Source organism: Streptomyces sp. P5F9, assembly GCF_057961495.1.
Map to the genome: position 1 here is coordinate 1 of NZ_JBXVPZ010000163.1, position 19,425 is coordinate 19,425.

Here is a 19,425-nt window from a genome sequence, read left to right on the forward strand (position 1 = left end):
CCGCACATCCACGACGACGGTCGACGGGCTGGGTGCGGTAGGGGGCGGGGCCCACGCCGACCACGAGTATCTGCTCGTCGCGTCGATGGCCGAGCGGGCGCACCTCGTCGCCGGGCTGGTGGACGCGATCCGGAGCGCCTGACCCGGGTTTGCCGGGTCCGTTCGGGCGGCATCAACAGGCCGTCGAAGAGCCATACTTGACCATGCGGGGGATCGTCCCGTGATGGCCCGATTCGGGAGCGGCATTCAGTGAGCAGTGTCAGCACAGTTGCGGGGAAGGTCGAAGTACGGCTCCGCTGGGATCCGAGTCCCTGGGGGCAGCAGCCGCGCCATCTGGACATCGTCGCGGCGACCTACTCGGCCGAGGCCCCGCACGGACGTCCGGTGTATGTCGTCAACTCCGAGAGCCGCTCGCCGGACGGCACGATCAACATGAGCCGGCACAGCGAGAGCGGCCAGGGGTACGGCTACATGGAGGTGATGGTCCTCGAACTCGACCGGCTCGCCGCGTCCTTCGCGCGGGTGGTCGTGGGCGTGGCGATCCACCAGAACGGCGGGACCAGGACCTTCGGCGATCTGTCGCACGCGAGGGCGCTGGTCGTGGAGGGGTACAAGGAGCTGCTGTCGGACGACTTCGCGGGGGTGGCCGGGTCCACCGCGGCGACGGTCGCGGAGTTCACCAAGGACGCCTCCGGCGCCTGGGAGTTCCACGCGATGGTGCGCGGGTTCGACAGCGAACCGGCGGGGTTCACCGCGGAGATGGGCAGCGTGTCTCGGCCCTGACCGGCTGGTCCGCCCCGAACTGCGGAAGCAGCGCGGTGACGGTCGGCCGCTTGTGGCGCACCTCGTGGACCACGCCCAGGACGACGGCGGTGGCCACCGCGACCAGGTGTTCACGCCCGGCCAGGTTGGGTTTCACGATCGACTCCCACACCATCGACCCGCCGGTGAGGAAGAACACGACGGGCGCGCGCCGGACGACGGCGAGATACGTGAACAGTCCTACGACCGCCGCGGACGGCCCGGTGTCGAGGACGTGCCCGATCTCGGGCCGCAGCCCGATGCCGCCGCAGCCTGGCCCGATCAGGAGCATCACGCGCACCGTGAGGGTGCCGGCCAGCGTGGTCGCGTAGGCGACGACCAGTGTGCGGGCCCGGCCGAGGGCCAGCTCGGCCAGCGCGAAGGCGAGGAACAGCTGGGTGATGCCGGCCCAGACGGGCAGGTCGAGGGCGGGGACGTACAGCGATATGGGGGTGCGCAGCAGGGCGATCCACAGGGGCAGGTCGCCCTGGACGCCGCCGAGGTGCCGGACGACCGTGGCACCGGTCGGGTGCTGTGCGAGGGCGTGGAAGAAGATGACGCCGAAAGCGGCGACGAACGCCAGGGACACCCCCATCAGTCCGCGCCGCAGCAGCTGTCGTACCGGATCGACGACGATGCCCTGCCATTCACCCCGCAGTGTGCGCCAGATGAACAACGGTCCCCAACTCCCCCACCATCGGCCAGACATACGGATCGGAATGTAGCCCCCTGTGTGCTTTCTGTGCGCCCCGGATCGGCCGGAGCTGTTGTCGCAGTTCGCGGACGGTACGGGTGGGGCTGATATTGAAGAGTGGGAAGCTTTCCCGACGGTTGTTCGACGACTGAAGGAAGCGGAGGGCCGGTGCGCACCTCAAGAGATCCGGCCGGCTCCACCGTGGTAGACGCCGGGCAGCGCTCCACGCCTCCGCTCAGCTGGGCCGTGGTCGTGTTCTGGCTCGTCGTCGTCACGCTGGTGGTGGCGGTGACCGGTATCGCGCTGGGCCGGGACACCCGGCCGGCTCCCTTTCTGGTGGTGCTGCCCGCGCTGATCGCCGGGCGCGGAACCGTGCGGCAGACCACCGTCGCCTCCGTGTGGGTGACGTTCGTCATCGTCGGCTCCCTCGTCGACACCCCGCTGGGCACGGCGGGCGCGGACGCGGCCGTGGTCGCCTTCACCCTGGTGTTCAACGGCCTCAGCGTGGCGCGGGCGGCGCAGCGCATCCGCTGGGAGGGCGAGATCGCCCGGCTGCGGTCGGCGGCGGCCGCGCTGCAACGCCAGATCCTGCGCCCGTTCCCCCTGATGACCGACCAGCTCCTGGTCCACGGCCTCTACCGGCCGGTGGAGGAGGACAGCCGGGTGGGCGGCGACGTCTACGAGGTCGTCTCCTCGCCGTACGGCAGCCGCGTCTTCATCGCCGACGTCCAGGGCAAGGGCCTGCAGGCGATCAGCGCCGCGTTCGCCGTGCTGAGCGCCTTCCGCGAAGCGGCCGTGGCCGAGCCCACGCTCACCGCCGTGGTCGACGCCCTGGAGGAGGCGGTGCTACGGCACAACTCCTTCGCGGCGCAGACCGGTGAGCGGGAGCGGTTCGTGACGGCGCTGGTCCTGGGCATCGACGGCGAGCAGGAGGTGCAGGCGATCAACTGCGGTCATGTGGCGCCGCTGCTGCTGCACAAGGAGCGGGCCGAGCCGGTGCTCCGGCAGGAGCCCTGCGTGCCGCTGGGCCTCGACGCGCTGGCCCCTGAGCCGCGTACCGTCGAATGGTTCGCCTTCCCGTCGGACGGCACCCTTCTGCTCTGCACCGACGGCGTCACCGAGGCACGCGATCCGTCCGGCGCGTTCTATCCCCTGGAGGAACGGGCGGCGACCTGGGGCGAGGTCCTCCCGAAGGACGTACCGGCCACCGTCTACGGCGATCTACGGCGCCACACGGCGGGCACGCCCCGGGACGACACCGCGCTGCTGGTGCTGCGCAGGCGGGGCGACGCGGGCCTCTTCTGACGGCTCCCCGCCTCGTCCGGCGGAGTGGGCCGGTCAGGGGCGGCCGCCCTGGCGGGGGTCGCCGGCGGTGAGGTGTTCGAGGACCTCGGCCAGTTCCTGGCAGGCCTTCTCCACCGAGAGTCTGGTGTTGCGCTGCTCGGTGATGACCGAGGACAGCAGCAGGGCGGTGAGGGCCATCGTGCCGTTGAAGGCCTGCAGCTTCATCATGACCTCGACGTGGGTCAGCTCGGCGAACGGGCCCGTCTCCCGGGTCGCCGCGACGGTGGCCATGACGGAGGCGAAGAGGGCGCACAGCATGCTGCCCGCGAACCGGAACCGCAGGGCCGCCCAGATCAGCAGCGGATAGACCAGGAACAGCAGGCTTATGCGGTTATGGGTGACGAGGGGGACGATCACGCCGATGGTGGCCGCGAGCAGCAGGGCCTCCTTCCAGCGGCGCAGGTCCAGGGGCAGGCGCACGGTCGCCAGCATGAGCAGGAGCGGGGTCACGATGAGCACACCCATCGCGTCGCCCACCCACCAGCCCAGCCAGACCGGCCAGAAGGAGTGCGCGGCCAGCTTGTCGGTGACGACGAGCAGCCCGACCCCGCAGGTGGCGCTGATCAGCATCGCGGACAGGGCGCCCAGGAACACCAGGGCGAGGCCGTCCCGCAGCCGGCCGAGGTCGGTGCGGAAGCCCACCCGGCGCAGCATGAGGTAGGCGCAGGCGGGCGCCACGGTGTTGCCCGCCAGGACGACGAGCGCGGTCGGATGGAGCGAGGTGAGGGACATGATCACGAGGAGCACGCCGAGGGCGATGCCGGGCAGCACCCGCAGCCCGAAGATCAGCAGGCAGGCCACCGCGACGCCGGTGGGCGGCCAGACGGGGGTGAACACGGCGCCCTCGACGACGAGCTCCCGCAGCAGGCCGAGCCGTCCCGCCGCGAAGTAGCCGCCGGCGACGGCCAGCGTCAGGAGGGCGTACCCGGCCGGTCGCCGCAGATCCTCGAAACCCACCACAGCTGCCATCAGACACTGAGCGGGCCGTGTCGGCGAGGCGAGCGGAACGGCGCCGGGCCGCACGGGAGGGAATCGTCACGTGACCGGCGCGCCTGAGCGCGGCACGGCGCAGGCGGCCGTAAGACCATCAAGGCGTCCCGGCGGAACGGCGGCCGGGACGTGCCCCGCAGGACCAGGCCTAGGCACCTGTGTCGGGCGCGTCGTGGCCCACGACCAGGACCGCGGCGTCGTCCTCGTGCCCCACGCGCTCGGCTCCCTTGATCACGGCGGCCGCGAGCGAGCCCGCCTCCATGCCCGCCACGGCGGCGACTCCGGCGAGGCGCATCACCTGGTCGAGGCCTTCGTCGACGCTCATCGAGGGGCCCTCCACTACGCCGTCGGTCACCAGGACGAAGACTCCGCCGGTGGTGAGCCGGTGCTCGGTCACGGGGTACCGCTGTCCGGCGACGATGCCGAGGGGCGGGCCGCCCTCGTCGTCGGTGATGCCGGAGCGGCCGTCGGCGGTGGCCCAGACGGAGGGTATGTGTCCGGCCCGCGCGCTCTCCAGCACCCCGGTGATCGGGTCCAGGCGCATGAAGGTGCAGGTCGCGAAGAGGTCGGTGCCGAGGGAGAGGAGCAGGTCGTTCGTCAGGGAGAGGAGTTCGCCGGGCTCGCTGGTGACGGAGGCGAGGGCGCGCAGACCGACCCTCACCTGACCCATGAACGCGGCCGCCTCGATGTTGTGGCCCTGGACGTCGCCGATGGACAGGCCGATGCGCCCGTCGGGCATCGTGAAGGCGTCGTACCAGTCGCCGCCCACGTTGAGGCCGTGGTTGGCGGGCGAGTACTCGACCGCGAGGTGGAACCGGGGGGTGACGGGCATGTCGCCGGGCAGCATGCCGCGCTGGAGGGCGACGGCCAGTTCGAGCAGGGAGCGCTGGAGTTCCGCCCGCTCGCGTGCCTGGGCGGTCAGCGTTCCGAGTCTGGCCAGCAGTTCGTCGCCGTCGTCCATGGGGTGCTTGCGGGACATTGACCACTCCAAGGGGGTTGATACCGCTATAAGCATAAAGAACGGATTTTCTTCCCTCGGAAACGCGCACAAACAGGACGTGCGGGGGTACGACAACGGCCCGGCCACCGCCGAAGCGGGGCCGGGCCGACCGGTCGTACGGGCCGCGTCAGCCCTGGCGGGCCTTGAAGCGCGGGTCCTTCTTGTTGATCACGAACGTCACGCCGCGACGGCGTACCACCTGCGCGCCGGGCTTGGCCTTCAGCGAGCGCAACGAGTTGCGGACCTTCATGACTGCCTCCCGTAGCGGCGCTCGAACCGCTCCACACGGCCCGCGGTGTCCACGACGCGCGTGTTGCCGGTGTAGAACGGGTGGCTGGCCGACGAGATCTCGACGTCGATCAGCGGGTAGGTGTTCCCGTCCGCCCACTCGATCGTGCGCGCCGACTGCGCGGTCGAAGTGGTCAGGAACGCGGTGTCCGCCGCGCGGTCGCGGAAGACGACCGGACGGGACACGGGGTGGATGCCAGACCTCATGGTGCTTCCTTCCTCAGACCGCCCCCGGAGGGACGGCCGCTCTGCGGGGTTCAACGCTGTTCGCGGAATTCGACGTGCTCGCCGGCGACCGGGTCGTACTTGCGCAGGACCAGCCGGTCGGGGTCGTTGCGACGGCTCTTCCGCGTCACGTAGGTGACGCCGGTCCCGGCCGTCGACTTCAGGGTGACGACGGGACGGTTCGTGGTGCGTGCCATGAGGACCTCCTTCCGCCCACATCCCGGGATCTTGTCCCGAGCATGTCAGCTACATGCGTCTCAACACCGGCACCAGTCGGTCCATTCCCACACGGGCGGGACGGCCTACGCCGCCACCACCGCCGCCCGCTCACGAGCCGCCCGTACCGCCTGCGAGAGGCCCTCGATGTCGTACGCGCCATGGTGCCTGCGGCCGTTCACGAAGAAGGTCGGGGTGCCCGCGACCCCGCTGAGGTCGGCCGACTCGACGTCCTCGGCGACATGGCCCGACCCCTCGTGGGCCCGCATGTCGCGTTCGAAGCGGGCGGTGTCCAGGCCGATCTGTTCGGCGTAGGCCCGCAGGTCCTTGAAGCGCAGGGCGCCCTGGTGGCTGAGGAGCAGGTCGTGCATCTCCCAGTAGCCGCCCTGCAGCGCGGCGGCCTCCGCGGCCTCCGCGGCAAGCTGGGCGTGCTCGTGGACGTCGGTGAGCGGGAGGTGCCGCCACACGTACCGCACCTCGTCCCCGAAGGAGCCGAGCAGTTCGCGGACGACCGGCTCGGCCTGGCCGCAGTACGGACATTCGTAGTCGCCGTACTCCACGACGGTCACCGGGGCGTGGCGCGGCCCGCGCAGGTGGTCGCGGTCGGGGTCGACGGGGACCGACAGGTCGACGATGGTCTCCGCCCGCCCGAACAGCACCCGGGGCCGGATCTGCGGCGGCAGCAGTCCGATCACTCCCGTGACCAGCCGGCCGACCAGGAAGGAGCAGATGACGGCGCTGAGGATGCCCGTCTTCGCGTCCTCCAGGGTGGTGCCGTCGAAGGCGAGGGTCGCGATCAGCAGGGAGACCGTGAAGCCGACGCCGGCCAGCGTGCCGCCCGCGGTCACCGCGCCCCAGCCGACCGGCGGCCGGATACGGCCCCGGGACAGGGCGCTGGTCAGCGCGGTCGAGGAGACGATGCCGAGCGGCTTGCCGACGACGTACCCGATGAGGATGCCCAGCGCGACGGGTGAGGTGAAGGCCCTCGCGAGCTGCTCGCCGCTGATCTGCAGACCGGCGTTGGCCAGTGCGAACAGCGGGACCACGGCGTAGCTCGCCCATGGGTGGTAGATGCGCTGGAGCCGGTCGTTCGGGGAGATCGACGCCGCGATCCCGGCGCGTACGTCGCGTTCCAGCTCGGGCGTGGGCTGCTCGCGGAACAGCCGGAACAGGCCGGTGGCGCGCTCCAGGTCGTCGCGCCCCGCCGGGTAGGCGTACGTGATCAGCCCCATGGCGAGTCCGATCACGACGGGGTCCACGCCCGACTTGAGCAGGGCGACCCAGGCGACCAGCCCGAGCAGCGCGTACAGCGGACCCCGGCGCACCCGGAACCGCCGGAGCAGCACGACGACGGCGAACATGCCCACGGCGACCAGGAGTGCCGGTACGGCGATGTGGTCGCTGTAGAAGACGGCGATCACCACGAGCGCCAGGAAGTCGTCGACGACGGTGATCGTGAGGAGGAAGACACGCAGCCCGGGCGGCATGTGCCGGCCGACGACGGCGAGCATGCCCAGAGCGAACGCCGTGTCGCTGGACATCACCGCGCCCCAGCCGTTCGCCGTCCCGTGCCCGCTGTTGATCGCCAGGTAGATGGCGATCGGCACGAGCATGCCGCTGGCGCCCGCGACCATCGGCAGCGCCAGCCGCCTGCGTTCGCGCAGCTCGCCCATGTCGAACTCGCGGCGCGCCTCCAGGCCGACGACGAGGAAGAACAGCGTCATCAGCCCGCTGTTGACCCACTCGCGCAGGTCGAGGGAGACCCCGTGCGAGCCGAGCCGGACGGAGAGGTGGGTCTCCCAGAACGTCTCGTACGCCGACGGCGTGACGTTGGCCCAGACGAGCGCGACGAGCGCCGCCACCACCAGCACGGCCGCGCTGCCGGTCTCGGTCCGCAGAAAGTCACGCAGCGGGGTGCGCGCTTCGTCGCCGCACGTGGTCTGCCCCGTGTAGTCGGTCGTTTCGAAGGACATACGGGGTTCACTTCCGTCGTGCGTCATGGCTCACGTGACGCCCCAACACCGCCTGCCACACCATTCATTCCTACGGCAGCCGGTGCCAGGGCCTCCGGGTCAGCCGCCCAGCGCCGCCCCGACCACGGCCTTCGCCTCCTCCTGCACCTGGCCGAGGTGGTCGGGGCCGAGGAAGGACTCGGCGTAGATCTTGTAGACATCCTCGGTGCCGGAGGGCCGCGCCGCGAACCAGGCGTTGGCGGTCGTCACCTTGATGCCGCCGAGAGCCGCGCCGTTGCCGGGTGCCTCGGTGAGGACGCCGGTGACGGGCTCGCCGGCCAGGGTGTCGGCGGTGACCTGCGCCGGCGAGAGCTTGGCGAGCAGCGCCTTCTCCTCGCGGGAGGCCGGGGCGTCGATCCGGGCGTAGGCGGGCGAGCCGAACCGGTCCGTGAGCGCCGTGTAGTGCTGGGACGGCGTCTTCCCGGTGACCGCCGTGATCTCGCTGGCCAGCAGCGCGAGGATAATGCCGTCCTTGTCGGTGGTCCACACCGAGCCGTCCCGGCGCAGGAAGGACGCGCCGGCCGACTCCTCGCCGCCGAAGCCGAGCGAGCCGTCGACCAGCCCGTCGACGAACCACTTGAAGCCGACGGGCACCTCGACGAGCCGGCGCCCGAGGTCGGCGGCGACCCGGTCGATCATCGACGAGGACACCAGCGTCTTGCCCACGCCCGCGTCGGCGGGCCACTCCTCGCGGTGGGCGTAGAGGTAGGCGATGGCGGCGGCCAGGTAGTGGTTGGGGTTCATCAGGCCCGCGTCCGGGGTGACGATGCCGTGCCGGTCGGAGTCGGCGTCGTTGCCGGTGGCGATGTCGAACCGGTCGCGCTGGGCGATCAGCGAGGCCATCGCGTACGGCGACGAGCAGTCCATGCGGATCTTGCCGTCCCAGTCCAGCGTCATGAACCGCCAGGTCGGGTCCGTGAGCGGATTGACGACGGTCAGGTCGAGCCGGTGCTCCTCGGCGATCCGGCCCCAGTAGGCGACGGACGCGCCGCCCAGCGGGTCGGCGCCGATCCGCACCCCGGCCGTACGGATCGCGTCCAGGTCGAGGACGCTCGGCAGGTCGGCGACGTACGTGCCGAGGAAGTCGTAGCGGCCCGTGCCCGGGGCGGCGAGCGCGCGGGTGTAGGGGAAGCGGCGGACGTCCTTGAGGCCGCCCGCGATGATGTCGTTGGCGCGGTCCTGGATCCAGGAAGTGGCCTCGGAGCCGGCCGGGCCGCCGTTCGGCGGGTTGTACTTGAAGCCGCCGTCGGCGGGCGGGTTGTGGGACGGGGTGACCACGACGCCGTCCGCGAGGCCCGAGGTGCGGCCGCGGTTGTGGGCGAGGATCGCGTGGGACACCGCCGGGGTGGGTGTGTAGCCGTCGGCGCTGTCGATGAGGACCGTGACCTCGTTGGCGGCGAACACCTCCAGGGCGGTGACCTTGGCGGGCTCGGACAGCGCGTGGGTGTCGGCCCCGATGAAGAGGGGTCCGTCGGTGCCCTGGTCCGCGCGGTACTCGCAGATGGCCTGGCTGGTGGCCGCGATGTGGTCCTCGTTGAACGCGGTGGCCAGGGACGAGCCCCGGTGCCCGGAGGTGCCGAACGCGACGCGCTGCCCCGGCTCGGCGGGGTCCGGGTGCAGCGCGTAGTACGCGGTGACCAGACGGGCTACGTCTACGAGATCCTCTGCGCGGGCCTGTTCGCCCGCTCGCTCGTGTGGCATGGTGGCCCGCTCCTCCGTATCGACCGACTTCGCGTACGGCCCCATCTTTCCTCGTCAGGGGCGCGTTTAGCGAGTACACCCCCTCCGCCTGTGGAAAACCCCGGCCGCCGCTGTCCGTCAGTACCGGTGGCGCCGGTCCAGCTGCTTCAGCACCGCGACGGCCATGGCCGCCTCGCCCTTCGCGTTGGGGTGCGCCGGGGCCGCCGGGGACGCGGGTTGCAGCGGCTCTATCCAGCGGTCGGCGGGCGCTTTGCACATGTCGTGGCCGACGGTCGGGCCGTAAGTGTCCACGTACTCCGCGCCGTTGAGCGCGGCCACCACACGGAGCATCAGGTTGAGGCGTTTGCCGGTGTCCCGCAGATAGGGGAAGTCCTTGGCGGCGAACGGCACGGAGGGGTAGCAGCCGCTGCCGTCGTCGGGCAGGAGGTCCGGGTAGCCGACGACGAGCACGCGCGCGTGCGGTGCCTGCTTGTGCACCGCACGCAGGACCTTGGTGACCTTCGGCGCGGTGTTGAGGACGGCCAGCGCCAACTGGTCGGCGCCGGAGGAGTTGTAGTAGCGCTGGCACGGGTTGCCGGTCAGGTCCGTGGCGCTGAGTTTGGCGCAGGTGCCGATGATGGTGCTGAACCCGATGTCGTTGCCGCCGATCTGCACGGTCACCAGGTCCGTGTTCCGCTCTACGGCGTCCAGTTGGGGCGGGTTGGTGCCCTGCGTCTTCCACATCTCGGCGGTCGTCGCACCGCTGCAGCTCACGTCCTTGAGGACGGTCCCTTTCTGGTCCGCCGTGACCACGGAGGGGTAATTGTGGTCGGAGCGGGCGCAGTTGGCGTCCACCTGGGTCGGTATGTACGGGCCCGAGGTGTAGGAGTCGCCGAGCGCCACGTACTGAGTGGAACGGCCGTGCCCGTGGCCCGAGTTGTGCGCGGCCGCCGGTGCCGCGGACGCGACGACGAGGGCGCAGCCGCTGACCGCCGCGGCGACCGCCACGGCCCTGCCCCGGTGGTGCGCCGTCGCGGCCGGATGCGTCTCACGCTTCATGAGGTTCCTCCCCCAGGTACGAGACGGTGCGACGGGACACACCCGATGCGGTCGTCTCTCGTTCAACTGGCCTTGTATACCGGGCGGTAGGTACCTGGGGCCAGAGGTCTGGAGGGACGAGTTGGCTGCCCGAGGAGTCACGGCACCCGCCGAAACAGTTCGGCCGGTTTGGTGGCCGGTTCCCGTCCCCGCGCACGTGGACCACATCCGGCGGGTATCCCTTCCGCAGGCGTCAACGCGCTTGGGGGTGGGGGGAGTTGGCTCTGTTGCCGCAGAGGCTGCGGAGGCACGAGAAGCGCGGGTCGTGGCGCTCCCGAAGGCGCGAGGCGATCCGCGCCCTGCGCGCCCAGGGACGCTACGGCCCCGGACTGCGGGAGGTGCTGCCCGCCCTCGTCGTGGTCGCCGTCGTCGTGTCCGGGATCGTGGCCGGGCTCGCCGTGGCGTACCGCGTCCTCGGCACCGGCGCCCTCGCCGGCGGGCTGGCGCTGCTCGCCGCGATCACGGCGGCCGTGGTCCGGCACAACCGGCCGCCGGCCCGTCGCCGGCTGGGCTACTACACGCCCGAGGAGATCGCCGACCTGGATGTGGAGGGGCTCGCCCTGGCCGTGTCCCGGATGCTGCGCCGGGACGGCTGGCGGGCGCTGGCCAGGCCCGACGCGCAGGGCCAGCCGCATGTCCGGGCGCGCGACCGGCTCGGCCGCCGTCTGGAGGTGGCCTTCCGGCCGGTCGCCGAGCCGCTGCCCGGCGAGGAGACCCCGGCGCGATCCGCACGCTCGGTCGGCTCCGGACCGCATCTCCGTCTCGTCGTCCACCGGGGCACCTTCAGCCGACGTGACGTGCGGTGGGCGCGCCGGCAGGGCGGCGTCCAGCTCATCGACGGTTCACGCCTGCGGCGCTGGGCCCACGGCACTCCCCTGCACCGGCTGCCCGAGGTCCCCTGACCCGTCGTCCCCTGACACGCGGAACGAGCCGCGGGCGCGGGGCCCACGGCTCGTTCACGGACGCGAATGCCGGCGGATTCCGTACGGCTTCGTCAGTCGGAGTCCTCGCAGTGGTTGCCCAGCGCGGGGTTGAGGAGACCGATGACGTCGATCGAGTTGCCGCAGACGTTGAGATCCAGGTCGATCGGCACCTGAACGACGTTTCCGGAGAGCACGCCCGGGCTGTCGCTGGCGGTGCCGACCGGGTCGGGGTCCGCGCTCGCCGTACCGGCGCACAGCAGCAACGCCGCACCCGCCAGACCCACCGCGGCCGTCAGACGCTTCCTCATGAAGAACTCCTGTCACTCGGAGGGGTATGTCCCTCCACGCTGAGGGTGCTTCGGGGGGTCACGACACTCTTCGGCGGCCGAACGGGTGGCGGCAATCCACTGAGAGTGACCGTTCAGGCCGTCAGACCTGCGGCGACCGTCGCTCCGAGTTCCCAGCAGGCCTCGACACCGGCCTTGTCCGGCTCACCGGTCAGCGTCACCGGGTCCGAGACCCGCCGCCAGCCCAGCCCGTTCGTGATCGACTCGATGCCGCGCACGGCTCCCGTCACGTCGTTCCCGCCGTGCACGTAGTAGCCGAAGGGCCGGCCCCGGGTCTGGTCCAGGCACGGGTAGTAGATCTGGTCGAAGAAATGCTTGAGCGCGCCGGACATGTACCCGAGGTTCGCCGGCGTCCCCAGGAGATATCCGTCGGCTTCCAACACGTCCGACACGGTAGCGGCCAGGGCGGCCCGCCGTACGATCCGCACGCCCTCGATCTCCGGTGTCGTAGCACCGGCGACGACGGCCTCGAACATCGCCTGGCAGTTGGGCGAGGGGGTGTGATGGACCATCAGCAAGGTGGGCACGGAGTGAACCTACTCGTCGGCCGGCTCCACCCTGGTAACGGTGCCCTGGGTGTTGGCCTCCAGGAAGCCGCCGGAGCCGTAGTCGTCGCTCAGATAGATCGCCATGCCGGCCTGGGTGTCGCCGCCGTTGGTGCTCGGCGGCCGGAGCAACAGGTAACGGCTCGTCGGGTCCTTGACCTTCAGGTCTTTGTTCGCGCGCTTCAACAACGCGGGAACCGCGTCCCAGTTGAAGTCGTCCAGCTTCACCGGTTGGTCACCGTCTATCACCGTGCCCTTGTTGTCGAACGCCTCGTCGAAACCGGTACCGGAGCGGTAGGTGTAGCTGACGTACTTGGTCTTGCTGCCTTTCACCATCACATCCGCGATGACGTATCCCGGGTAGACGGAGAAGTCGGAGAAGCGGTCACTGCCCGTCTTCTCCTCGAAGGCCTTGATCGCGGTGCGAATGCCGGCCGGCGTGAGCATGTCCTGGGTCTTCACGGCGGCGCTGCTCCGAGTCGCCGAGACGGTGGGCGTGGTCTGCTGCTGCGTCTGACCGCTGGCGCCCGAGGACGCCGTCGAGTCGTTCTTGTCGTTCCCACCCGGCAGCACCTTCCAGGCGAGCGTGCCGATGAGCAGTACGCCTACGACGCTGGAGGCGACCGCCACGCCTCGGGACCGCTTCGCCGCCGGCATGCCGCCGGTCGGCGGCAGTGACGGAGGCACCGGAGGTGCGAGCCGGTACGAGGTGGTTTCCGGGCGACGGTCCTCGGGCTGCTGTGCCGCGGCCGCGGCCAGCATCCGGCCGACCGTCCCGGCGTCCGGTCGCGCCTCGGGATCGCGGACCAGGACGCAGGACAGCACCGGCGTCAGCGATCCGGCCCGCACCGGTGGCGGCACGTCCTCCTGGAGTACGGCTGCCAGCGTGGCCAGGGTCGTACCGCGCTGGAGCGGGTGGTGGCCCTCGACGGCGACGTAGAGCATCATCGCGAGCGACCACAGGTCGGCGGCGGGGCCGCCGCTCCGGCCGGAGACCCGTTCCGGGGCCATGTAGTCGGGGGTGCCGATGATCGAGCCGGTGGCGGTGAGGGCGGTGGCGTCGCGGATCGCGGCGATGCCGAAATCGGTGAGGACAGGGCGTCCGTCGGTGCGCAGCAGGACGTTGGCGGGTTTCACGTCGCGGTGCTGGACGCCCGCCGCGTGCGCCGCGTTCAGGGCGTCGAGCACGCCGATGCCGAGGTGGGCGGCCTCGGCGGGGGCCATGGGTCCGCGGGCCAACCGGTCGGCGAGCGAGCCGCCTTGGACGAGTTCCATGACGAGCCACGGGTAGGTGCCCACGCCCTCGTCGACGATGTGATGGATCGTCACCACGTTCGGGTGCTCGACCCGGGCCAGGGCGCGTGCCTCGCGCAGGACCCGCTGGCGCAGCATCTCCGCCGCGGCGGGGTCGTACTCGGCGAGGTCGATGTCCGGCGGCCGGACCTCCTTGACCGCGACATAGCGGTGCAGCAGCAGGTCCTGGGCGCGCCAGACCGTGCCCATGCCACCGCCGCCGAGCCGGGACTCCAGCTCGAAACGGCCGTCCACGACCCGTCTGTCGGGCTCCCCCTCGTTCATGCGGAGGAGCTTATGTGACGAACGTGCAGGCCTGTGCCGCGAGTTCAGAAGGTGAGAAACGTCCGGGCCGACCCGTGAGGGCCGACCCGGACGTCAGGTGGTGCGGACTGCTCAGATCAGGTCGAAGCGGTCCAGGTTGGAGACCTTGACCCACGCGTCGACGAAGTCCTTCACGAACTTCTCCTTCGCGTCGTCGCTCGCGTAGACCTCGGCGAGCGCGCGCAGCTCGGAGTTCGAGCCGAAGACCAGGTCGGCACGGGTGCCGGTCCACTTGACCGCGCCGGAGGCGTCGCGGCCCTCGAAGGTCTGCTGGTCCGAGGAGGTCGACGACCACGTGGTGCCCAGGTCGAGCAGGTTCACGAAGAAGTCGTTGGTCAGCGTGCCGACCTTGTCGGTGAGGACACCGTGCGTGGACTGGCCCTGGTTGGCGCCCAGGACGCGCAGGCCGCCGACGAGGACGGTCAGCTCGGGGGCGGTCAGCGTGAGCAGGTTCGCGCGGTCGAGCAGCAGGTACTCGGCGGGAAGGCGGTTGCCCTTGCCGAGGTAGTTGCGGAAGCCGTCGACGGTCGGCTCCAGCGCGGCGAACGACTCGACGTCCGTGTGCTCCTCGGTCGCGTCGACACGGCCCGGCGTGAAGGGGACCTCCACGTCGACGCCGCCGTCCTTGGCGGCCTTCTCGACCGCGGCGGCACCGCCGAGGATGATCAGGTCGGCCAGGGAGACCTTCTTGGCGCCGGAGTTGAACTCCGTCTGGATGCCCTCCAGGACACGCAGCACCTGAGCGAGCTGGTCGGGGTCGTTGGCCTCCCAGCCGCGCTGCGGCTCCAGGCGGATACGCGCGCCGTTGGCACCGCCGCGCTTGTCGCTGCCCCGGAAGGTGGAGGCGGACGCCCACGCGGTGGACACCAGCTGCGAGACGGTCAGCTCCGAGGCGAGGATCTTCGCCTTGAGGGCCGTGACGTCGGCGGCGTCGATGGCCTCGCCCTCGGCCTGCGGCAGCGGGTCCTGCCACAGCAGGGTCTCGGAGGGGACCTCCGGGCCGAGGTACAGGGACTTCGGGCCCAGGTCACGGTGGGTCAGCTTGAACCAGGCGCGGGAGAAGGCGTCCGCGAACTGCGCCGGGTTCTCGTGGAAGCGCTTCGAGATCTCGCCGTAGATCGGGTCGAAGCGCAGCGAGAGGTCGGTGGTGAGCATCGTCGGGAGCTTCTTCTTCGACGCGTCGTGCGCGTCGGGGATGATCGCCTCGGCGTCCTTGGCCACCCACTGGTTGGCGCCGGCGGGGCTCTGGGTCAGCTCCCACTCGTAGCCGAAGAGGATGTCGAAGAAGTCGTTGCTCCACTGGGTGGGCTTGGTGGTCCAGGTGACCTCAAGGCCGGAGGTGATGGCGTCGCCGCCCTTGCCGGTGCCGTAGGTGGACTTCCAGCCCAGGCCCTGCTGCTCCAGGGGGGAGGCCTCGGGGTCGTCGCCGACCGACTCGGCCGGGCCGGCGCCGTGGGTCTTGCCGAAGGTGTGGCCACCGGCGATGAGGGCGACGGTCTCCTCGTCGTTCATCGCCATCCGGCGGAAGGTCTCACGGATGTCGCGGGCCGCGGCCAGCGGGTCCGGGTTGCCGTTCGGGCCCTCGGGGTTGACGTAGATGAGGCCCATCTGGACGGCGCCGAGCGGGTTCTCCAGCTCGCGGTCGCCGGTGTAGCGCTGGTCGTCGAGCCAGGTGGTCTCGGGACCCCAGTACACGTCCTCGTCGGCCTCCCAGACGTCGGCGCGTCCGCCGCCGAAGCCGAAGGTCTCGAAGCCCATCGTCTCCAGCGCCACGTTGCCCGTGAGGATCAGGAGGTCGGCCCAGGAGATGGACTGGCCGTACTTCTTCTTGACCGGCCACAGCAGACGGCGGGCCTTGTCGAGGTTGCCGTTGTCCGGCCAGCTGTTCAGCGGGGCGAAGCGCTGCTGGCCGCGGCCGCCACCGCCGCGGCCGTCGCTGATGCGGTAGGTGCCGGCGCTGTGCCAGGCCATGCGGATCATCAGCGGGCCGTAGTTGCCGAAGTCGGCCGGCCACCAGTCCTGCGAGGTGGTCAGTACCTCGGCGATGTCCTGTTTGACGGCCGCGAGGTCCAGGGCGCCGAACGCCTCGGCGTAGTCGAAGTCCGCGCCGAGCGGGTTCGCGACGACCGGGTCCTTGGCGAGGATCTTCAGGTTCAGCCGCTCCGGCCACCACTGACGGTTGCCACCGCCCTGGGTCGGGTGCGCGGCGCGCCCGTGCGCGACGGGGCAGCCCCCGGCATCCTCCGACTTCGCGTCCGTGACGATTGCGTCGTGGTTCTCAGACATGGGAATCCTTCCAAAACGGGGTGGAACACGTGGCTCAGGAACTGGGGACCGCGGTACAGGCGGGGCACAGACCCCAGTAGATGACCTCGGCCTCGTCGATCGAGAAGCCTTGGTCGTCGGCGGCGGTCAGGCAGGGTGCCTCGCCGACCGCGCAGTCGACATCGGCGACGACACCGCACGACCTGCACATGAGGTGGTGGTGGTTGTCGCCGACGCGTCCTTCGAAGCGGGCGGGACTGCCTGCCGGTTCGATACGGCGTATGAGTCCGGCCGAGGTCAGCGCGTGGAGGGCGTCGTACACGGCCTGGAGCGATATGTGTCCTACGCGGTCACGGACCCCGGACGCGACCGCCTCGACATCGAGGTGGTCGCCGTGCCGGACGGTCTCCAGCAGCGCGACGCGGGCTGCCGTCACCCGCAGGCCGGCACCGCGCAGCTCCTCGGCGGTGGTCGGTGGCTGGGATGCGGTCATGCCGCTCAACCTACAGCCATAAACACGAGTGATTCAAGAAAACAAATGGTTCAAGTTTGATGTCGTCCCGGGGTGGGCGGTGTGGAGTGGTCCCAGGTGGTGGCGGCGACCCCACGTTCGCGCAGTACGCCCTTGCGAACCTTGCCGGTCTCGGTGAGCGGGAACTCACGCACGGTGTCGATGTGCCGGGTGGGGCGTCCCTACCGTGCGGGCTGGGAGTGGCGGTCGTTGGGTGTCGTACGGGCCGAGGACGCGGCGGAGTTCCGGCCGGACGGCATGTACCGCGACGAGGTCCCCGGCACCGACGGGCTCGATGTCCGGCTGATGGCGGGCGGGTGACCTGATCGAGCTGTGGCGTGCGCTGACTGCCGTAGAGCGCAACGGAGTTGACGAAGACTTCCTTCTCCTCACGACGGAGAAGGTGTACGGCGCGGAACGGGGAGCGTTGGTCGAGGTCACGGAGAGGTTCATCGTCCGATGACGGGCCGCCGAGAACGCCAAGTCGTCGTGGGGCAGCCCGTGTTGCCGTCGCGCTGACCCCCGACGCGATCACCTTGCTGCGGTTCGGCGCGGTCATCCGCAACGCCCATCTCATCCACTACGACACCGAGTTCGCCCGGTCGGAGGGGCTGACGGGACCGGTCGTCATGGCTCAACTGCACGGCTGTCTGGTTCACCGTGCGACGGCGGAGTTCGCGGGCGTGGGCGGGCAAGTTCGGGAGGTGGGGTGAGAACCAGGATCGGATGGGCCGCTCGTCGTCAGGCGGCTTCGTGTTCCCGCGTCGTCTCCTTGTCGGAGGCGCGGGCGCGGATGCGGCCCAGGAGCGCGGTGCCTGCCACGACCAGGCCGATCGCGACTACCTTGCTCGCCTGGTAGTAGTCAGTTGCCTGGTTCTCGGAGGTACCGGGCAGGCGGAGGAAGGACCAGACGACCGCGGCGATCCCGAGGACGACGAGACCGACGGCTCCGATCGGCCCGAGTCCCCACCACCAGGGGGCAGCGGGGTGGGGCCGGACGTCGGACTGCTCGTGGTCACGGTCGATCACGGTGAACTCTCCTGTCAGCGGCGCGAGCCGCACCTTCGGTGTTTGCTGTGGGGCAGGGGCGAAGGGAGAGACGCCCGATGCCGCCGTCTGGTTCACCGAAGGCCACACCAAAGGCCGCGCCGTCAAAGGAAGTTGAGTCCCTCGCACCGTTGAGGCCCTTCAGCCCAGGTCCAGCACCACCTTGCCGATCACCTCCCCGCTCCGCAGTCGCTCGGCCGCCTCGGCGAACGCGTCGATGCCGTGCCGCTCGATCTCCAGGGTCAGTGCCCCCGACCGCGGATCCGCCAGCAGCCCCTCCACGTCCGCCGCGTCCTCCTTGCCCCGCGTCATCAGGTTCACCGGCAGCGGGGACACGTCGGCGAGCAGGAAGTCCGCGAGGCCGACGGTGAATTCGCGTCCGGCGGTGTGGCCGACGAGCGCGACCCGGCCGCGCGGGCGGACGAGCGGGAGGGTGTCGCGGAGTACCGGGCCGCCGAACGTCCGCGGTCCGCCGAGCGATCCGCCCGCGCCGTACGGCCGGAGGCCGACGCGGGTGCCCGCGCCCCGGAAGGCCGCGGGCACCCGGTCCCGGGTGTGACTACGCCGGGGCGGTCGACGGCAGGAACGCCATGGTCATCGTGTCGGGCTTGACGGTGACGACGGCCTGGGCGCGGGGCGGGCGTGAGGTGAGTTCGAGGCGGGGCCAGGTCCGCAGAACGGTCGCGAGGATGATCTGGAGTTCCGCCCAGGCGAAGTTCTCGCCGATGCACTTGCGGCGGCCGTCGCCGAAGGCGAGGAAGGAACCGCGCGTGGCCGGGGCGCGTTCGGGTGTCCAGCGGTCCGGGTCGAAGGTGTCGGGGTCGGGGAAGTGGTCCGGGTCGTGCTGGTGCAGATAGGGGCTCCAGATCACGTCGGCGCCCCGGGGGATGCGGTGACCGCCAAGGTCGACGTCACGGGCGGCGGTTCTGGTGACCATCCAGGCGGGCCCGTATTTTCGGATGGCCTCCTGCAAAACCCTTCGGGAGTACGGGAGTTGGTCGAGGTCCTCGTGGCGCAGGGGCCGGTCGCCGCACACCGACTCCAGTTCCTCGCGGAGCCGTCGCTCGATGCCGGGGTTCCGGGTGATCTCGTACAGCGTCCAGGCCAGCGTGGTGCCGGTGGTCTCGATCGCCCCGGTCAGCAGGGTGATGGCCTCGTCCTGGAGCTGCTGACGGCCCAGCGAGTCCTCCGCCGCGAGCAGGGTGTCGAAGAGGCCGGACCTCTCCTCGTCCCGGGCGATACCCGCGTGCGGGCAGCCCGTCACCTCGGCGGGCGCCGCGTCTCCGGTGCCGTGGTGGTCGATGGCCTGGTCGATCAGCGCGCGCAGCCGGGCGACCCGCTCGGCGTGGGCCCGGTTCATGGGCAGCGGCAGACGGGTCACCCAGGCCGGGAGGATGGTCTGCCGAATCGTTCCTTCCATGATGGCCGGCATCAGTGCGGTGAACTCGCCCGCCAGTTGCCCCGGCACATCGGTGCCGAAGAGGGCCACCAGGAACGCGGCCAGGGTGATCGCGTTCATGTCCGCGTACACATCGCGGGGCTGTCCCGCGGGCCAGGCGGCGACGAGCCTCCGAACCCGGTCGATCATGGCGTCGCCGCGTTCGGCGATGTGCGCCTTGTTGAACATCGGCTGCATCAGGCGCCGGTTGCGCAGATGCGTGTCCCCGTCGGCGACGGTGGCCAGCCCGTCGCCGAAGAAGACCCGCAGCGCGTCGATGATCTTCCCGCCCTTGGTGAAGTCCGCGGCGTCGGTCACCAGGACCCGACGGGTCAGGGCGGGGTCGGTGACCACGTAGGCGGGGGTGAGGCCGATGCGTATGCG

22 protein-coding genes are annotated in these 19,425 nt (G+C 70.8%); 5 read left to right on the plus strand and 17 right to left on the minus strand.

The window, feature by feature from the left end; translation table 11 throughout:
• Positions 1-249 precede the first annotated feature (249 nt).
• Positions 250-783 carry a TerD family protein gene (locus AC31A1_RS24795; protein ID WP_489655433.1) on the plus strand — a complete coding sequence of 178 codons (534 nt, stop codon included), beginning with the start codon at positions 250-252 and terminating at the stop codon, positions 781-783.
• Here AC31A1_RS24795 and AC31A1_RS24800 read toward each other — a convergent pair.
• Positions 749-1,510, minus strand: coding sequence for a hypothetical protein (locus AC31A1_RS24800; RefSeq protein ID WP_489655434.1), 762 nt, complete (start codon positions 1,508-1,510; stop codon positions 749-751). The two genes, AC31A1_RS24795 and AC31A1_RS24800, sit on opposite strands and share 35 nt — an antisense overlap.
• A gap of 153 nt (positions 1,511-1,663) precedes the next feature.
• On the opposite strand from AC31A1_RS24800, the gene AC31A1_RS24805 reads away from it, so the two are divergent.
• Positions 1,664-2,800 (plus strand): PP2C family protein-serine/threonine phosphatase, encoded by a 1,137-nt coding sequence (locus tag AC31A1_RS24805; protein WP_489655435.1) that lies wholly within the window; start codon positions 1,664-1,666, stop codon positions 2,798-2,800.
• Between the two features lie 33 nt (positions 2,801-2,833).
• Here AC31A1_RS24805 and AC31A1_RS24810 read toward each other — a convergent pair whose 3' ends face one another.
• The 8 genes from AC31A1_RS24810 to AC31A1_RS24845 form a co-directional block, all read right to left on the minus strand.
• On the minus strand, positions 2,834-3,808 hold the full coding sequence (locus tag AC31A1_RS24810) for an MASE1 domain-containing protein (protein WP_489655436.1): 975 nt from the start codon (positions 3,806-3,808) through the stop codon (positions 2,834-2,836).
• A gap of 169 nt (positions 3,809-3,977) precedes the next feature.
• On the minus strand, positions 3,978-4,808 hold the full coding sequence (locus AC31A1_RS24815) for a PP2C family protein-serine/threonine phosphatase (protein ID WP_489655437.1): 831 nt from the start codon (positions 4,806-4,808) through the stop codon (positions 3,978-3,980).
• Between the two features lie 148 nt (positions 4,809-4,956).
• Positions 4,957-5,079, minus strand: coding sequence for a type B 50S ribosomal protein L36 (gene ykgO / locus AC31A1_RS24820; RefSeq protein ID WP_014669332.1), 123 nt, complete (start codon positions 5,077-5,079; stop codon positions 4,957-4,959).
• Positions 5,076-5,324, minus strand: coding sequence for a type B 50S ribosomal protein L31 (locus AC31A1_RS24825; protein ID WP_317883668.1), 249 nt, complete (start codon positions 5,322-5,324; stop codon positions 5,076-5,078). Before AC31A1_RS24825 ends, ykgO begins: the two co-directional genes overlap by 4 nt.
• 50 nt (positions 5,325-5,374) lie before the next feature.
• Positions 5,375-5,539: a 50S ribosomal protein L33 gene (gene rpmG / locus AC31A1_RS24830; RefSeq protein ID WP_489655438.1), complete on the minus strand. Its 165-nt coding sequence runs from the start codon at positions 5,537-5,539 to the stop codon at positions 5,375-5,377.
• A 105-nt stretch (positions 5,540-5,644) separates the two neighbouring features.
• Positions 5,645-7,531 carry a Na+/H+ antiporter NhaA gene (gene nhaA / locus AC31A1_RS24835; protein WP_489655439.1) on the minus strand — a complete coding sequence of 629 codons (1,887 nt, stop codon included), beginning with the start codon at positions 7,529-7,531 and terminating at the stop codon, positions 5,645-5,647.
• Positions 7,532-7,630: 99 nt separating this feature from the next.
• On the minus strand, positions 7,631-9,271 hold the full coding sequence (gene pgm, locus AC31A1_RS24840) for a phosphoglucomutase (alpha-D-glucose-1,6-bisphosphate-dependent) (RefSeq protein ID WP_489655440.1): 1,641 nt from the start codon (positions 9,269-9,271) through the stop codon (positions 7,631-7,633).
• 117 nt (positions 9,272-9,388) lie between these two features.
• Entirely contained in the window at positions 9,389-10,309 is a 921-nt protein-coding gene (locus AC31A1_RS24845) for an SGNH/GDSL hydrolase family protein (RefSeq protein WP_489655441.1), read from the minus strand.
• Between the two features lie 266 nt (positions 10,310-10,575).
• Here AC31A1_RS24845 and AC31A1_RS24850 point away from each other — a divergent pair, with 266 nt between their 5' ends.
• Positions 10,576-11,250: a hypothetical protein gene (locus AC31A1_RS24850; protein ID WP_489655442.1), complete on the plus strand. Its 675-nt coding sequence runs from the start codon at positions 10,576-10,578 to the stop codon at positions 11,248-11,250.
• A 92-nt stretch (positions 11,251-11,342) separates the two neighbouring features.
• On the opposite strand, the gene AC31A1_RS24855 is transcribed toward AC31A1_RS24850, so the two are convergent.
• From AC31A1_RS24855 to AC31A1_RS24875, 5 genes are all read right to left on the minus strand, one after another.
• On the minus strand, positions 11,343-11,579 hold the full coding sequence (locus AC31A1_RS24855) for a chaplin (protein WP_489655443.1): 237 nt from the start codon (positions 11,577-11,579) through the stop codon (positions 11,343-11,345).
• A 113-nt stretch (positions 11,580-11,692) separates the two neighbouring features.
• Positions 11,693-12,145 (minus strand): flavodoxin family protein, encoded by a 453-nt coding sequence (locus tag AC31A1_RS24860; protein WP_489655444.1) that lies wholly within the window; start codon positions 12,143-12,145, stop codon positions 11,693-11,695.
• A gap of 9 nt (positions 12,146-12,154) precedes the next feature.
• Positions 12,155-13,741: a serine/threonine-protein kinase gene (locus tag AC31A1_RS24865; RefSeq protein WP_489655445.1), complete on the minus strand. Its 1,587-nt coding sequence runs from the start codon at positions 13,739-13,741 to the stop codon at positions 12,155-12,157.
• Positions 13,742-13,852: 111 nt separating this feature from the next.
• Complete coding sequence (gene katG, locus AC31A1_RS24870) at positions 13,853-16,066, minus strand: catalase/peroxidase HPI (protein WP_489655446.1); 2,214 nt, start codon at positions 16,064-16,066, stop codon at positions 13,853-13,855.
• Between the two features lie 34 nt (positions 16,067-16,100).
• Positions 16,101-16,538 carry a Fur family transcriptional regulator gene (locus AC31A1_RS24875; protein ID WP_033280496.1) on the minus strand — a complete coding sequence of 146 codons (438 nt, stop codon included), beginning with the start codon at positions 16,536-16,538 and terminating at the stop codon, positions 16,101-16,103.
• Between the two features lie 153 nt (positions 16,539-16,691).
• Between AC31A1_RS24875 and AC31A1_RS24880 the strand changes: the two genes are divergently transcribed.
• Together AC31A1_RS24880 and AC31A1_RS24885 are read left to right on the plus strand one after the other, a co-directional pair.
• Entirely contained in the window at positions 16,692-16,877 is a 186-nt protein-coding gene (locus tag AC31A1_RS24880) for a hypothetical protein (RefSeq protein WP_489655447.1), read from the plus strand.
• 47 nt (positions 16,878-16,924) lie between these two features.
• Positions 16,925-17,269, plus strand: coding sequence for a hotdog family protein (locus tag AC31A1_RS24885; RefSeq protein ID WP_489655448.1), 345 nt, complete (start codon positions 16,925-16,927; stop codon positions 17,267-17,269).
• A gap of 28 nt (positions 17,270-17,297) precedes the next feature.
• Here the strand turns inward: AC31A1_RS24885 and AC31A1_RS24890 are convergent, their stop codons facing one another.
• The 3 genes from AC31A1_RS24890 to AC31A1_RS24900 all read right to left on the minus strand — a co-directional run.
• Complete coding sequence (locus AC31A1_RS24890; RefSeq protein ID WP_489655449.1) at positions 17,298-17,585, minus strand: hypothetical protein; 288 nt, start codon at positions 17,583-17,585, stop codon at positions 17,298-17,300.
• A gap of 159 nt (positions 17,586-17,744) precedes the next feature.
• On the minus strand, positions 17,745-18,146 hold the full coding sequence (locus tag AC31A1_RS24895; protein WP_489655450.1) for a zinc-binding dehydrogenase: 402 nt from the start codon (positions 18,144-18,146) through the stop codon (positions 17,745-17,747).
• A gap of 16 nt (positions 18,147-18,162) precedes the next feature.
• Positions 18,163-19,425 (minus strand): cytochrome P450 (locus tag AC31A1_RS24900; RefSeq protein WP_489655451.1); only part of this gene is annotated, 1,263 nt, incomplete at its 5' end.

Bases quoted from the DNA above. Each gene is read 5' to 3' on its own strand.
- AC31A1_RS24855 (WP_489655443.1), bottom strand. From the start codon at position 11,579: ATGAGGAAGCGTCTGACGGCCGCGGTGGGTCTGGCGGGTGCGGCGTTG.
- rpmG (WP_489655438.1), bottom strand. From the start codon at position 5,539: ATGGCACGCACCACGAACCGTCCCGTCGTCACCCTGAAGTCGACGGCC.
- pgm (WP_489655440.1), bottom strand. From the start codon at position 9,271: ATGCCACACGAGCGAGCGGGCGAACAGGCCCGCGCAGAGGATCTCGTA.
- nhaA (WP_489655439.1), bottom strand. From the start codon at position 7,531: ATGTCCTTCGAAACGACCGACTACACGGGGCAGACCACGTGCGGCGAC.
- ykgO (WP_014669332.1), bottom strand. From the start codon at position 5,079: ATGAAGGTCCGCAACTCGTTGCGCTCGCTGAAGGCCAAGCCCGGCGCG.
- AC31A1_RS24875 (WP_033280496.1), bottom strand. From the start codon at position 16,538: ATGACCGCATCCCAGCCACCGACCACCGCCGAGGAGCTGCGCGGTGCC.
- AC31A1_RS24865 (WP_489655445.1), bottom strand. From the start codon at position 13,741: ATGAACGAGGGGGAGCCCGACAGACGGGTCGTGGACGGCCGTTTCGAG.
- katG (WP_489655446.1), bottom strand. From the start codon at position 16,066: ATGTCTGAGAACCACGACGCAATCGTCACGGACGCGAAGTCGGAGGAT.
- AC31A1_RS24845 (WP_489655441.1), bottom strand. From the start codon at position 10,309: ATGAAGCGTGAGACGCATCCGGCCGCGACGGCGCACCACCGGGGCAGG.
- AC31A1_RS24800 (WP_489655434.1), bottom strand. From the start codon at position 1,510: ATGTCTGGCCGATGGTGGGGGAGTTGGGGACCGTTGTTCATCTGGCGC.
- AC31A1_RS24810 (WP_489655436.1), bottom strand. From the start codon at position 3,808: ATGGCAGCTGTGGTGGGTTTCGAGGATCTGCGGCGACCGGCCGGGTAC.
- AC31A1_RS24815 (WP_489655437.1), bottom strand. From the start codon at position 4,808: ATGTCCCGCAAGCACCCCATGGACGACGGCGACGAACTGCTGGCCAGA.
- AC31A1_RS24825 (WP_317883668.1), bottom strand. From the start codon at position 5,324: ATGAGGTCTGGCATCCACCCCGTGTCCCGTCCGGTCGTCTTCCGCGAC.